13 protein-coding genes are annotated in these 14253 nt (G+C 43.2%); 9 read left to right on the top strand and 4 right to left on the bottom strand.

Going from position 1 to position 14253, the window contains the following annotated elements; translation table 11 throughout:
- Nucleotides 1-14: 14 nt before the first annotated feature.
- The 7 genes from V7K97_RS30890 (at nucleotide 15) to V7K97_RS30860 (ending at nucleotide 4565) form a co-directional block, all read left to right on the top strand.
- Nucleotides 15-383 carry a hypothetical protein gene (locus V7K97_RS30890; protein ID WP_334804783.1) on the top strand — a complete coding sequence of 123 codons (369 nt, stop codon included), beginning with the start codon at nucleotides 15-17 and terminating at the stop codon, nucleotides 381-383.
- A 125-nt stretch (nucleotides 384-508) separates the two neighbouring features.
- Nucleotides 509-733: a hypothetical protein gene (locus V7K97_RS30885; protein WP_334804782.1), complete on the top strand. Its 225-nt coding sequence runs from the start codon at nucleotides 509-511 to the stop codon at nucleotides 731-733.
- Between the two features lie 43 nt (nucleotides 734-776).
- The gene (locus V7K97_RS30880) at nucleotides 777-1190 is read left to right on the top strand and encodes a secondary thiamine-phosphate synthase enzyme YjbQ (protein WP_334804781.1); all 414 of its coding nucleotides are present in this window, start codon (nucleotides 777-779) and stop codon (nucleotides 1188-1190) included.
- Between the two features lie 114 nt (nucleotides 1191-1304).
- The gene (locus V7K97_RS30875) at nucleotides 1305-2054 is read left to right on the top strand and encodes a hypothetical protein (protein ID WP_334804780.1); all 750 of its coding nucleotides are present in this window, start codon (nucleotides 1305-1307) and stop codon (nucleotides 2052-2054) included.
- Between the two features lie 32 nt (nucleotides 2055-2086).
- Complete coding sequence (locus V7K97_RS30870; RefSeq protein WP_334804779.1) at nucleotides 2087-2875, top strand: Nif3-like dinuclear metal center hexameric protein; 789 nt, start codon at nucleotides 2087-2089, stop codon at nucleotides 2873-2875.
- Nucleotides 2876-3167: 292 nt separating this feature from the next.
- Complete coding sequence (locus tag V7K97_RS30865) at nucleotides 3168-3386, top strand: hypothetical protein (RefSeq protein ID WP_334804778.1); 219 nt, start codon at nucleotides 3168-3170, stop codon at nucleotides 3384-3386.
- Between the two features lie 867 nt (nucleotides 3387-4253).
- Complete coding sequence (locus tag V7K97_RS30860) at nucleotides 4254-4565, top strand: DUF6679 family protein (RefSeq protein WP_012408115.1); 312 nt, start codon at nucleotides 4254-4256, stop codon at nucleotides 4563-4565.
- Between the two features lie 70 nt (nucleotides 4566-4635).
- Here the strand turns inward: V7K97_RS30860 and V7K97_RS30855 are convergent, their stop codons facing one another.
- Both V7K97_RS30855 and V7K97_RS30850 read right to left on the bottom strand, forming a co-directional pair.
- The gene (locus V7K97_RS30855) at nucleotides 4636-6282 is read right to left on the bottom strand and encodes an MBL fold metallo-hydrolase (protein ID WP_334804777.1); all 1647 of its coding nucleotides are present in this window, start codon (nucleotides 6280-6282) and stop codon (nucleotides 4636-4638) included.
- 1258 nt (nucleotides 6283-7540) lie between these two features.
- A complete protein-coding gene (locus tag V7K97_RS30850; protein ID WP_334804776.1) occupies nucleotides 7541-8197 on the bottom strand; it encodes a hypothetical protein in 657 nt (218 codons plus the stop codon).
- Nucleotides 8198-8660: 463 nt separating this feature from the next.
- Here V7K97_RS30850 and rpsD point away from each other — a divergent pair, with 463 nt between their 5' ends.
- Nucleotides 8661-9269: a 30S ribosomal protein S4 gene (gene rpsD / locus V7K97_RS30845; protein ID WP_334804775.1), complete on the top strand. Its 609-nt coding sequence runs from the start codon at nucleotides 8661-8663 to the stop codon at nucleotides 9267-9269.
- Between the two features lie 59 nt (nucleotides 9270-9328).
- Here rpsD and moaA read toward each other — a convergent pair whose 3' ends face one another.
- The gene (gene moaA / locus V7K97_RS30840) at nucleotides 9329-10315 is read right to left on the bottom strand and encodes a GTP 3',8-cyclase MoaA (RefSeq protein ID WP_334804774.1); all 987 of its coding nucleotides are present in this window, start codon (nucleotides 10313-10315) and stop codon (nucleotides 9329-9331) included.
- A gap of 162 nt (nucleotides 10316-10477) precedes the next feature.
- On the opposite strand from moaA, the gene V7K97_RS30835 reads away from it, so the two are divergent.
- Complete coding sequence (locus V7K97_RS30835; RefSeq protein WP_334804773.1) at nucleotides 10478-11509, top strand: hypothetical protein; 1032 nt, start codon at nucleotides 10478-10480, stop codon at nucleotides 11507-11509.
- Between the two features lie 169 nt (nucleotides 11510-11678).
- Here V7K97_RS30835 and V7K97_RS30830 read toward each other — a convergent pair whose 3' ends face one another.
- Nucleotides 11679-14144, bottom strand: a complete 2466-nt coding sequence (locus tag V7K97_RS30830; protein WP_334804772.1) for a two-partner secretion domain-containing protein — start codon at nucleotides 14142-14144, stop codon at nucleotides 11679-11681.
- Between the last annotated feature and the right edge of the window lie 109 nt (nucleotides 14145-14253).

The following is a 14253-nucleotide window of genomic DNA, read 5'->3' as shown; positions in this document are numbered from 1 at the left end:
AACGTGAATTAATAATGGAATCTCCAATAATAGATAAAGAAACTCTAGAATTAGCCGCGCAAGACGTGCGTCGAGTAATTGAAAGGCAAAAGGAAGAACGTCAAGTTTTAATCACTCAGATGAACATCTTATTTGTCACAAACACTGCATTATTAAGTTTCCTAACAATATCTAGACTGATTACAATATTTAGTCTTTTCAGTATAGTAGAAATATTGTTACTGCTTTTCAACTTCATGCTACTAATACGGGCTTTATTACCACGCAAATTTTTTGTCACTCCCAACCTACAAACTGACGATTTTCAGAATAAATATTTGAAGTTTTCACCTCAAGAATACCAGTCACAGATGTTAGTTAACTTGAGAGAGACTTATAATTAAAATCAGAAGCAAGTAGAGGATATTTCTCAATCCTTGAGGTATGCTACTTTTGTGACTGCGGGGATCGCCTTTGTTGCCTTGCTACATCAAGTAACAGTTTATTTCATTCCTGAACTACAAAAACTATGAATACCAACCAGAACGAGACAACATCCTCTAAAGAAAGTTTACAACTGCCAGAGCCAGATATGGCTAACATTACAGCTTTGTCTCACAATCTGCCTAACACACCGATCATCCCCGATTTTCTCAAAAATTCTGTAAATGCTGTGTTAAGCCTCCTTAGGAGAAGACATACTCAGTCAAGCAATCAGCCAACGGCAGAACAACAACCAAATCAAGCAGATTGAACTGCTAATTATCTTTTACTGTCATCAATAATTACTGTTTTAAATGACTCACTACCAAAAGTTACTAAAAATTTCTACCACTGGCAAATCTTTTTACAACATCACTACCAAAATTCAAGCCGCAGTTGCAGAATCGGGAGTTGAGACTGGTCTTTGTACTTTATTTTTACGCCATACTTCAGCCAGCTTAGTCATCCAAGAAAATGCCGATCCTGATGTTCTTGTGGATTTAGCTAACTTTATGGCAAAACTTGTTCCCGAATCAGGCAAATACATCCACGATGCAGAAGGTCCCGATGATATGCCAGCACACATTCGTACCGCACTCACCCACACTTCTGAACATATCCCCATTAATCGTGGTCATCTCGTACTGGGAACTTGGCAGGCAATTTATGTTTGGGAACATCGGCAAAGTAGTCATTCTAGAGAATTGATTATTCACATATCTGGATAGATATTTCTCAAGTTTTATTTTTAAAAGTTAAGTTTATTTGTAATTATTAAATGATCTAATAAATCCGATTTACACTAATATTTAGTGTAAGTTTTTTGGGGTATTTAGATTACTATGAAGCAAAAACTGACATCCACTCATACTTTTCAATTTATTGATGAAATCCTTGCCCAGCAGTCTGTTAATTTATTGTCACTTAGTCCCCAAAAGACATTAATTACCAGCTTTGCAGAATTGGGAAATTTGATTGCTGAACAAAACACCGATGTTCAAGTCCTCACAACCATTCAACAAATTCTCGAAATCATAGTCCGTACTCAGTTGCAAAACTTCCCAGAAAACATCTTCTGGGATTTTGATTTTCTTGTAAGTAGTATGCTTAGACAGGCTTTAATTGCAGATGAGGGCGCTGTTCCATTCTTAAAAGTTTTTGCTGAAAAGATGGTTTGTCTGACGAAGATGTTCGGAAATAAAACAGAAATTCGCTTCCGTTATGTTCATGATTTTATGTATGGATTTGAGTGGGCAAGATGGGTACAAAAAGAGCCGCAAAATCGCGCCCACGTAGAACCTTTTAGCCTAGTTTTTTTTGATTATTTGCTCGCTAAAGGTAAAGAACTTTTACAACGTATTAATCATGGTCAGGTTATATCTTATAAACTGTGTGAGACGGGCTACCGCAACCCCTTTACCTTTTCTCGTGAACCAGAAGATGAATACCGTCTGCTAACTTATCTTGCTGAAGAACAACTTATTCCAGTAGCAGTATGGAACTGGAATGCTAGTCCTGTATGGAATAAACCTTTCCAAGAAATGCGTCAGCAATTGGCATTAAAATTAGATATTAAACCACAGAGACACTGATTAGCAATTAAAAATTGCTGAAGAAAATAATCATGAAAATTGCCGATTTAATTACTTGGTTTGAAGCATGGGCAAATCCCGCTTGGTGTGAAAGCTGGGATAATTGTGGCTGGCAAATTGAGCCAGGAATTTTGCACCGAAAAGCACGGGTTTTGGTGTGTTTGACTCCAACTTTGGCGGTAATGCAGGAAGCGATCGCTCTTGATGCTAATCTGATATTTGCCCATCATCCTTTAATTTTTAATCCTCTCAAATCTTTACGCACTGGTGAAGCGATCGCCGAAATGCTAAGGTTAGCCTTTACCCAGAATATTGGTATTTACAGCGCCCACACGAATTTCGACCAAGTGCAGGATGGGACTGCTGACGTTTTGGCTCAGATTTTAGAACTCAAAGAAGTTACTCCCATAGTACCTACACAAGGAGGATTAGGATATGGTCGCGTTGGTTTGCTAGAGCCATTTCTGACATTACAGGAATTACTCGCAACCATTCAAACCCGACTTGCTCCCCCTAATTTGATTTTTTCCCCAAGTGCTGATTTACAGCAAAAAATCTCACGAGTTGCCGTTTTGGGTGGTTCGGGGGCTAGTTACATCTCAGCCGTCGCCAAAACTGGTGCCCAAGCTTATCTGACTTCTGACTGTAAATTCCATCAGTTTCAAGAAAGCCGCGATTGCAATCTCATTTTAATCGATGCTGGACATTACGCTACCGAACGTCCAGCTTGCGATCGCTTGGTGCAAAAATTCCAGTCCTTAAAACTAGATTGGGTGCAATTAAGTCAGAAGGATGAAGATTTCCGCCAGTTTTTTGCTTGATTGCCCATGTTTAACTATATTTTTTGGATGCTTGCCTAAAAGTTTTTTGACATCTTTAATATTGTTAAATCATCTAGATTATAAATATTAATACTGAATAATCTTGTATTTAATTATATAAGTGTATTCCTCGATAGATCACATATAGCTAATATATTGGCTCATTTCTGTGATATAAATCACTAATATCATGTAACTATAATCACATGATACTAACGTTCCATATCAATTAAAAGCAGAGAAAAATGTTCCACACTTGACATAATAAATTGTTTACTCTGCCCTAATCAAGATGATTCGCACACTCGTTGAATCTGCTTTCCAAACTGGATATCTTAGTGTTGAATCTGAGGGTTTACTCCAGCAAGTGCTAGCCACTAAATGCTATCAGTCAGAGGATTTGCCAGACATCGCAGCCCTATACGATGCAGTTCGCACAGGTAAAATTAAACGAGAAGCATCCTCATCGAACGTGCTTATGGAATTTCCCCTACCCAATAAATCCTCTTAAGATTACCACAGGAGCATCGGTGAGAGGTTAAGATAATCTTACTTTTGTCAATTAGAAATTATGCCTAAAATGTGGAAAGAGTCGAGGTATTAATTTAAGTCGTGTACTGGAATTATGGGTTAAGAAGAAATGATGCGTATCAAGATGACGCGTAGGCGTAGCCCAACCTAGGCATCGCCCGATCAAAAATTCTGTTTCTAACCCCGATTTTAGCAACATCTTAAGTACTATTGCTTATTGACAAAGGGTATCTGACCTTAACCTCTCACGAATGCCACAGCAGAAGCAGAGGCAAATTTCCTCATGGTCTTTCCCCTCTGCCTCTTTCCCTACTCCGTCAACTTTTTCTTAGTCATGAGCAGGTAAAAACCTTAAAAACTCAAAACTCTTTGGGTGTTGTTGCTGAAAACCATGAAGGTCAGCAAGAGAATGAGTTAAGATCAGATACAAGTGGGTAAAACTAAAGCCAAGTCCCCAGACTTCCCAGTAATGCCAATGACTAAAAGTAGGCAAGTTAAACAACCGCAATCAACGATTATTTTGGAGTATTCTTTATTACATAATGGTAAGAATGACTCAGCAACGAATATGAACCTGGTTAGGACAGGTACCGAATTGTTTGACTTCTATAAAGCAAACATTCCCTAGAACGAGCCGGAAGGAGATTAAGTTCATTGCGAGAGCAACGATTTCTTGATGACCCAACATTTCCCGATATTTTGACAACTAGAAGCAAATCTTGGGATTGGGTGATGAAGCGTAGTTGTTCTCAACAGTGAAATTAACCTCTTAAAGGTGTAATGTAATGGGGTAGAACCCAGATTTTGACAGGTTTAACTACGTTGTTTAAAAAGGCAGAAACAATACATGCTACACCGCAAGATTTATCAACTGTGTTGCGATGGGCGCGAGGTATGTGTTTTCTTGCGGGACCAGCAACGCTGGATTGAACGCGCCCGCATTATCGACATAGAGGGAGATTTAGTGACCCTACGCTATGAAACAGAAGAAGAGGACGAAGTTTGTTCTTGGGAAGAAATGGTTCGCCTCGAGAGCATTGGTGCTGTAACCCAAAAATTGGCTTCAGTACCACGCGGGAATGTGGAACCTCTGATGACTGAAGATTGTCCCGAAGCAGAGCGCATCCACAACCGTTACACTGACTCGAATCCTGAATAATTAGTCATTGGTCATTAGTCATTGGTCATTAGTCATTAGTTAAAAATGACAAAGGGCATCGGACTGATGACTATTGACTATCATTTAGACCTTCAAAGGCAGGACAGTAACCTTCGAGAGTTACCTTAAAGTTATACAACGGGGAAGCTGGGTTCCAACACCTCTGCCCCCTTTGATGCCGGCAGGTACCACAACAGTCTACATCTGTCCATGTATAGCGATCGCTATTTTGGTTGAGCAGTTCTCGTTGAGACAATCCCCTTAATACTAATTCTTCCCCTTGCCAACGAGCTTCGATCAAACCAGTATCAGCAAATTGCCGCCAACGCGGATCAGCAGTAATCACATCAGCTAGGGTGATTGTGATTACTGTTCCCAACTCTGTCAGTTCCCCTTCGTAGTTAGTCTCTGGCGCTGCTGGTTGTAAAAACGTATCGCCGATAGGCAGTTCTACTAAAGTGTCAGCCGCCGGGGAATGTACATGGTAGCGGTTTTGCAACTCCTCTAAGCTAGTCAAGTCTGCCAAGTAAGCAGGCGAACCGTGGACAAAAATGACGTGCTGGGGTCGCAAATTATGAATTAGCTGCGTAGTACCAGGACCATCACTATGTTGAGCTAAGAGATAGCTTTCAACAGTATTGGGTGCTAAATATTCTTTGTTAACTTTTATATCAATTTTTTCTGGTAGGAGAATCAGCCAAGGTCCAGTGTCTAATTGGCAATGTTCACCTAAATCAGATGTCGAGTCAGTGAGGACAATACAAGGTGACTTACCCACTGTGGGACGATGTTCTGATTGTAAACGACGCACGCGGGGACGCACCCGTTCATCCCAAAATAAGGGTTGATGGCGGGCGAAGTTCTGCACGGATGGAGGGAGATGGGGTAACAGTTCTAGATATGCATCACAGCCAGTGGCGACAGCACCATCTACCCAGATATCTAAATCTCGTCCGGTGAAGTGGTGATGCGATCGCAAAAGCATTAATAATTCTTGACCCAATCCTAAAGCTGGGGTAGGAAGGATTACAGAACAATGATCGGCGATGGCGCGATTAATTCGCTCGGCTAGTTGATTTTCTTGGTTGCGGCGGTGAGGATGACGGGATGTGCCATAACTACCTTCAATAATTAGCACATCCAAGTCTAAGCCCCGCAGTTCCTCTAAACGCAAACCTTCTACTAGCCGGGAGTTGGATAGAAAAAAGTCACCTGTATACAGTAGCTTGTAACTACGCTGCTGAGTGGTGTAGGTAAGCAGAATTGCCACTGCCCCTGGTAGATGCCCTGCGGGAAATAATTCTGCCACTAGACCATCTTGCAATTCCACAGGCGATCGCAATGGCAAGGCATGGCAAAATTTGGAAATCTCCTCAGGGTCTTCGTCTAGCCAATTCAGAGGCAGTAACTTGCTGGTTACTTCGCTACTATAAATAGGTAACTTGGGAAAAGCTTTATGCAGTGCCAGCAAACCTCTGGCGTGATCTGGGTGGGCGTGACTAATCAAAACTAAATCTGCTGGTAGCGACTTAGTAAGCCCCTTAGCCAGTGATGAAATATCCTCCAAACCACAATCCAACAGGATGCGGTGTGGCCCCATCTTCACCAATAAACACACGCCCTCGTTGTCATGCTGGACACTATAGGGCAAACATTCTAATTCACTACTCGCTTCCGCAGCATCTACGCGAGAAGATGCCGACAGATTATTCCTCATGCTCTCCTCCCCTCAAACCTCATCATCATGGACATATGCCAAAAGCCAAAAGTTACAAAAATTTTGGTTTTGTGACTTAGGGGTAAGTTTTATCGTGCGCCCCTACACCCTGAGAATACAGATTTTTGACTGGGGAGGACGCCTCCACCGAACCCGCGCTGGTTCGGAAAGGTGGGCTAATGAGAAGCAATCAAGCTAGGAACTAAACTCCTTTGGCTCTTGTTTATTTTCCCTATGCAAGTTCTGAGCTATCTTAGCCAACTCACCCTACGGGAAGTCGCCCAAGTGTCTACAGACTTATCTCAATGTGCGGAACCATTACCGTGATAGTTATCTGAATCATAGAATCCATTTTTCGTGCCAAAAAATAAGCACGAAAGCGTAAAGATAACTGTTAATCCAGCTAGAATCAGCTTTACATCCATTTCTTTGCTGCTCTTACTTAAAGACTTTCTTATATTAATTTAGTGATTCTGCAATTAAGCGCAATCACTAGAAAATCTTTACTATGCTTATATGGATTGGGCAATAGGTAAATTTACCGCAATCAGTCAAATTGTAGAACCTTTCGGTTCACCTGTCCATATATCTAGACGAGGGAGGTGAGTGATTTGACACTCTCAGGTCTAAAGACGCTGAGAAACTGCGGACAGAGTAAAACTCTCGCTGCGACCGTCAAACGCCGCCTAAACACTTCATATCAACTACCGAGACTACCGATGTTGTAATCGCGTTTACTTTTATTGTTTCCAATGCTTTCAGAATTCATCACTAAGCCAAATCGCGGTACGCTCTACAACCTGCCATTGTTCACTCTTTCTTGTCATACTGCCGTTAGGACTTTAACCTAACCGTTGTTTCACGGGAGTCGGGATTTCTCCGATACTAGGATGCTTCAACACGTAGATGTTTTTGTTCTTACTCACGTTTTGATTTTACCACAACTGAAGGAGCCACTGCGTTGCGCGGGTTCCCCGCGTTGTCGCAAGTGGCGTTCGCTCGTGCCGCTTCCCTCTCAGCACTGAAAGTGACTGAGTTTCCCGTATCCTGTGTATTCCGATGAGGGAGATGAGGGAGAAAGTTTTACCCACTTGACCAAATTCTATTTTTCTTAACTTGATACCAATGGCATCTTACCCGACCTGATAATACAAGTTGTATACGTAACAGCTTAAAATGTAGCGGAAGTTTGTCTATCTTTAACAAGGGGCTTAAGCCCCTTGTCTAGTATCGCTTCAGATTAACAAAGCACTGTAATTTAATTAGTGCGTGGCTGTGACGGAACAATCGGCTGCGTTGGCACAACCGGTTGCGTTGGAAATGGGGTAGTCTCGATACTTGGACTTGATCCCGTAGGAATTATAGTCGGCGGTGTAGACGAAGATGAAGCACCGATTACGCTGTCACTAGCATCAATACAAGTATCCAAAACCTGGGTAGGAGGAAGGTCGATTTGACTACGCAAGCCAACCACACACTGACCAAAGCGCACGGGCAACAAACTACGACCACAGTAATCTAAAGCTGCCGGATTAACAGCTTCCTTAGTACTTGAGCTAACGCCGACTACACAGGTGGCTAACTCTTCAGGGCGGCGGGCCTTTCCACAAGAAGAAAGCGCATCTGTCGCGGCAATTTGGGTCTGCTTCTCAATTTTAACCACGCAAGCAGCCAAATCTCTTGGATGCAGTGCCTTTGCACAACCTTGTGATGCCGCATCTGCCGTGACACCCGCCTTCACAAGGCTACCCGCACAGACACTATAATCATTACTGTAGGACGCAGCAACAGCCACATTAGGGAAGATTGTTGTCAACCATCCAGCTACAGCCAAAATTGGTACTGTTAAAATCCTGGATGTCGAACTGCCTTGTTTGTTCTTACCTTTATTAACCACTTTTTTGCTCATTGACATTGCCATTCTCCAAACACCCAAAGTTATGCTAACTCAAATCTCTTAAAAATCCTCTGTAATCAAAGAATTTCGGCGGTAGTAAAGTTATAGATATAATTAATTATGTCGAAAATTGTGTTAATATAACTGTTTGAAAGATAAGTAGGCAACGTAAAAAGTATTTCAGAGTAAGAATACTGCGTAAACCAATCTGATGATTGAGTAGCCTACGAAACTAAATAAACACAAAAAACTTATTGGCAGGAGTACGGCGGGGCACGTCGGAATTCAAGCTTGGAAGCCAGTGCGTCGGCTCTACCGACTTAAAGCAACTGGCGAAAAAGTTGATGCCTCTACATTGGTAGGATACGTCATACCAAGGTAAGCAGCCTCACAAAACCAAGAATCCTCTGATTTATCATCAGGTGAATGTCAAAATGGAATGTCTGTGTAAAGTTTAAACAGGATTAGATTAAGGAAACTCATGTCCCGATATAGAGGACCACGCCTCAGAATTGTCCGTCGCTTGGGCGACTTACCAGGATTGACTCGTAAAAGCGCTAGACGCGCTTACCCGCCTGGTCAGCATGGTCAGAACCGCAAGAAGCGCTCTGAGTATGCTATCCGTCTAGAGGAAAAGCAAAAGCTCCGCTTCAACTACGGTTTGACTGAAAAACAATTGCTCCGCTATGTGCGAAAAGCCAGACGTGTGACTGGTTCTACCGGACAAGTGCTGCTGCAATTGCTAGAAATGCGCTTGGATAATACGGTTTTCCGTTTGGGTATAGCTCCGACTATTCCATCGGCTCGTCAACTGGTAAATCACGGTCACGTAACTGTTAACGGTCGTGTGGTGAATATTGCCAGCTATCAATGCCGTCCGGGTGAAGTAATTGCGGTCAGAGATCGGGCACAATCACGGAAGTTGGTGGAAGCTAACTTGCAATATCCCGGTTTGGCCAACCTCCCCAGTCATTTGGAGTTTGACAAAAATAAGTTGGTTGGTAAAGTCAACAGTGTTATTGAGCGGGAATGGGTGGCACTACAAGTCAATGAACTACTTGTGGTGGAATACTACTCACGACAAGCGTAATTGTCATTTGTCCTTAGTCATTTGTCCTTAGTTATTTGCAAAGGACAAATGGCCAATGACTAACCACCAATTTGCGACATGGTGCGGGTATATGTACCCGTAACGCCAGAATCGCGCCCTTTAAAGTTAATTTCTGGTTTGATTCCCAGTAAATGTCTGACTTGCTCTTGTAATTGAGCGGTGCTGACACCAGAACGTAGGGCAGTTTTTAAATCTATTTGACCAGTTTCATTCAATAAACAGGGACGCAGCCAGCCGTCAGCACTCAGGCGCATCCGGTTACAACGATCGCAAAAACATTCTGACATTTGACTAATAAATCCTAGTGTCCCCTTCGCACCGGGAATTTGAAAAACATCAGCAGGGCCAGCACCACAAACTTGAGATTCTGTCAAGCCCCAGCGATCGCGAATTTGTTGCCGTAAATCGGCTGAAGATACCCAACCGCGATCGCCAAATAAATGCACATTACCAATAGGCATAAATTCAATAAATCGAACGTGCCATTGTTTGTCAATTGTTAGGGCGGCTAAATCTAGAATTTCGTGGTCATTAACGCCAGGAATCACCACCACATTCAGCTTCAGTGGATCAAATCCGACGCGGTGGGCAGCTTGTATGCCATGCCAAACTTGTTGCCAACGAGAACGCCCTTGATTACCAATAATTTGGTCGAAAATGTCAGGATCAAGAGAGTCTAGACTAATATTAATTCGTCGCAGCCCAGCATTGTAGAGGTTTTGTGCCATCGGAGCCAGCAAAAAACCGTTGGTGGTCATTGAGATATCTTGAGTTTGGGGGAGAGTTGCGATCGCGCCTACCAAATCTACCACATGGGGACGCAATAAGGGTTCACCCCCAGTCAAACGAAATCGGGTAAAGCCGGCTGGAATAAATACTTCTCGAATTAAAGTGAGTAGTTCCTCATCACTCAACAACAGTTGCTTGAGAATATAGTCCAGTTCTACTCCCTCTGGCATACAGTACTGACAACGAAAATTGCAGCGATCGATTAAGCTAATGCGGAGGTAGTCTACCTGGTTCATCGTTTTATTTTTATTCTCTCTGATTAATTAAAGACTTTACAAAGGTGGTTTACCCCTCCCTACTATATTTGTTGTAATTCAAAATACCGTACTCCCCCTTAAGTGGGAGTCCACAGATTGTGGCATAATAAGCCGATCGCATCCACTCGTTAGTCATCAATCGTGCAAGACACCGACTCCATCAACGACCTTGCTGCTGCTCTACTACAGCCAGCCGATATCAGCTTTGAACTGCCCGATCCAGAAGATGAACAGATTCTAGAGTCAGATTTTCAACAGCAGCTAGAAATAGCTTGGCAGGTATGCGATCGCTTTGATTTGCAAACTGAAATCTGGCGGGGGCGAATCTTACGCGCTATCCGCGACAGAGAGAAAGTCGGTGGTGACGGGCGCGGTACTGGCTTTTTGCGATGGCTAAAAGAGCGGGAAATCAGCAAAAGTCAAGCATACTCCTGGATTCAACTGGCCAATAGTGCCGATAGTCTGATTGAAGACGGTAAACTTGACCCCGGATCTGTGAACAACTTCAGCAAACGGGCATTTGTCGAAACCTCCAAAGCATCTCCAGAAGTGCAACAGATGGTGAGTGAAGCCGCCCAAAAAGGCGATCGCATCACCAGGCGCGAAGTCCGTCAACTCAGCGATGAATGGACAGCCATGTCCTCAGATTTATTACCCGAAGCAGTTAAAGAAAAAGCCGCAGATAACACCCTTCCGCCACGCTACATCGCCCCACTGGTGAAGGAAATGGAAAAACTGCCAGAATCGCACCAAAAGTTTATCCAAAAGGAAATAGCTGCCAATCCTGATGTGGATACCTTGAAACAGGTAACTACCGAAGCGCGTAACTTGGCGAAATATCTCAAAGGGGCGGCTCAAGTTCAGGCGCTAACGCAGGAAGATGTTGATATTGAAACAGCCTTAGAAGAAGCGCAAAGAGTCGGCTGTTTGAGCATTGCGGCTGATTTGGTCAATCAAGCATCGCAAATTGAACAAACCATCGCTAAATTGTACATGACTTGGAAACGGATCGGTAATTTAGCAGATCGATTATATGTGGATACTGGCGCAAGTACACCCAACTTGCGATCGCTCCTCACTTGCTTGGAACCTCTAGGTGGTGAAATTATGGAATTGAAACTTAGTGGCGCGACTGAACACACTATTCGTTTGCAAATTCAGGAGACGAGTTAGGAGGTGGGGAGTTTGGAGAGACGCGATTAATCGCGTCTGTTAGTCTACACAGGTAAAACCTATCTCCGTGGGTTTCAAACCTCAATTTTTCATGATTTCCGAGGAGGCGGACTTTGCTTGTGTAGCCGCGAATTCCATTCGCCTTGGCTTGAAGTTAACTGCTCAAATTCTAATGAGCAGCGCAAGATGTAGCGGTGAGCGAGGAGTTATGGGGCGAAGCAGTGGGTACTTGAGCAACCAGAACTACATTCCCATTGGCATCTGTAACCCACCCTTGGGCTTCTACAATTTGAGTAGGTTCATTGACAGAATTAACTTTCTGTGATTTTGCTTCTGTGTTTCGCTGCGCCTGAACAAGCGCTCTTTTCTGAATACCGCCAGCACGATTCTGACTATCTGGAGAGAGTGTGATCCAATCTGCCAGCACCGCATCATCAGCTATCAGTGGCTGCGTGGGATCTGCTACTAGTCCTCCACGCCCAGTGGTAATAAATGAACTTCTTGCTATTTTTCCACCAGAACTACAATCAGCAACAATTTGCTGTGAAGCATCAACCAGATTTGCGGGTAGTTGCACTAATCCTTTACTGGGGTCAGCATCTGGTGAATTGATTTGTACAGTGCCATTTAATGAAGGGTTTTGCTGAGAAAATGCCGTGATGTCACTTGTTGGGAGGTTATTCGGATTGATTTCGCCTGTTAGATCAAGCTTTTCTACATCTGCACGAGTGCGAGGCACAAACCCAAAGATGTTCTTAGCGGTGATTGTGATTTTACCACCAGAGCCAAAGAAGGCGTTGGCAGTAATATCGTTATTTTCGAGGGGAGTGGCAACAAGGAAGCCATTAGGTGCATTGATGGTAATATTACCGCCAGTATTATCACCACCGGCATTAGTAGATATTTGACTGTTGTGGCGCATCAGTAATAAGTCCCGCACCTGTAGCGTAATATCCCCACCTTCACCTGACTCACTATTAGATGTGAGTGTTCCTTTGTCTAGAAGTATAGATCCACTGCTTATATTCAGTTCACCTGCTTTCCCTAAATTGGGTACACCCCCTTGATACTTGACATCCTTTTGAATTTCACTACTCACAGTTATTGCAGCTCCATCTCGGACAATCAATTGCCCCGTTGTGATCTCCAAATTTCCAGCCGAACCAGAACCTGTAGTTAAAGCAGACAAGCTACTAAGGATATTACCATCTGGTGAAGTTCCAGTTAATTCTATGGACTTGGAGGCGTTCACAGTCAAATTCCCTCCTTGTCCCGTAGCGGGTTTAAATAGGTTCTCATCTTTAAGTCCAGCAGACTCTGTTGATACCTGTGCCCCTTGCTGGATACTTAACCTCTGAGTATTAATCGTGATGTTACCAGCATTTCCCACATCATAAGTTGCGCTAAACAATCCGCTACTTATAAAAGCACCATTGGGGAAAAAAGTGGAGACTGGAAAGGATAAACCACCGATTAGTTCCACAGAATCAGAAGCATTCACAGTCAATTGTGCCACCGAATCGGAGAGAGAGGTATCAAGAAATACTTGTGCCCCATTACTGACAATCAACTTGCTAGTGTTGATAGTTAAGTTTCCAGCGCCTCCTTGACGATCAGTCCCAACCTTCAAAGGAATACCACCGATTAGTTGTACAGTATCTGAGGCAGTAACCGTCAAATTTGCTGCTAGTTTAGCGCTCAGGCTATTAGCAAAAATCTGTGAATAACCAGTTAACAACACACGCCTGCCTTCCACCAGAATATTAGCTCCACCCTCGCCACTGACATCTACATAAGAAGGGATTTCATCTCGCGAAATTATTTGGATATCCTGGAAATTTTTTACACTTTCGTATCCCAAGTCCCAACCTTGGTCTATTTGCTTCATGTTAACCAGACTATTAAGAGCAACACTTCCTAACTCTATTCGTCCTCCCTCTGCTGTTAAATTTCCTCCCTCCAGCACCAGATCGCCCCCTACAAGTGCTAAGGTTTTACCTGGGTTCACCTGTAGACCAACAGGCGCTTGCAAGGCATTGATTGCGCCACCTGGACTTGCTTGGGATTGATTGCGGATGGTTCCTGGTGTAGCTCCAAATTGTAAGCCAACGGGAACACTAACTGTCAGAAGGGGTGTGGTTTGGGGATCTGTGGCACTAAATTTAGTACCGTCGGCAAAGTTCAGAGTACTCGCCGTACTTGCCACAAATGAACCGCCGATGTTTAAAGAAGCATTGGGACCAAAAACAATCCCGTTGGGATTAATTAGAAAGAGGTTGGCTGTATTGTTGGCTCGAAGTATGCCATTAATATTAGAAATAGACTTGCCTGTTACGCGGGCGACGATGTTATCAATATTTGCCCCATTGTTAAAGTAGGCTGTATTGCCAGCGAGAACAGAAAACTGTTCAAAACTGTGAAATAAGTTTGTACCACGAATTGCCCCACCATCGATTTGGTCAGTAGGTTGACCATTAATCAGCTTGCGTGTAACGATTGAACTGTTACTTCCGAGAGTGACATCCTCTTTAATCTGTGCGAAGGCACAATACTCAGATAAGTCCAATGTTCCAGTAATTGCTAAAGAACTCATTAGACTTAACTGCCAGCACCAAACCCTGCTGTTTTGAGTCATAACAAAATTTGCACCTTATACCAATTTAATATGAAGCTGCATATAATAGAGGAGTTGCAAACTCCATAAATTTAAATCCCATGAGCCGCCGATTCAATATAGCGATCGC

Origin of the sequence: Nostoc sp., assembly GCF_036917815.1 — a bacterium.
Lineage (GTDB): Bacteria > Cyanobacteriota > Cyanobacteriia > Cyanobacteriales > Nostocaceae > Nostoc.
The sequence above is the reverse complement of the archived record's forward strand: the minus strand, read 5'-3'. Positions and strand labels throughout refer to the sequence as shown.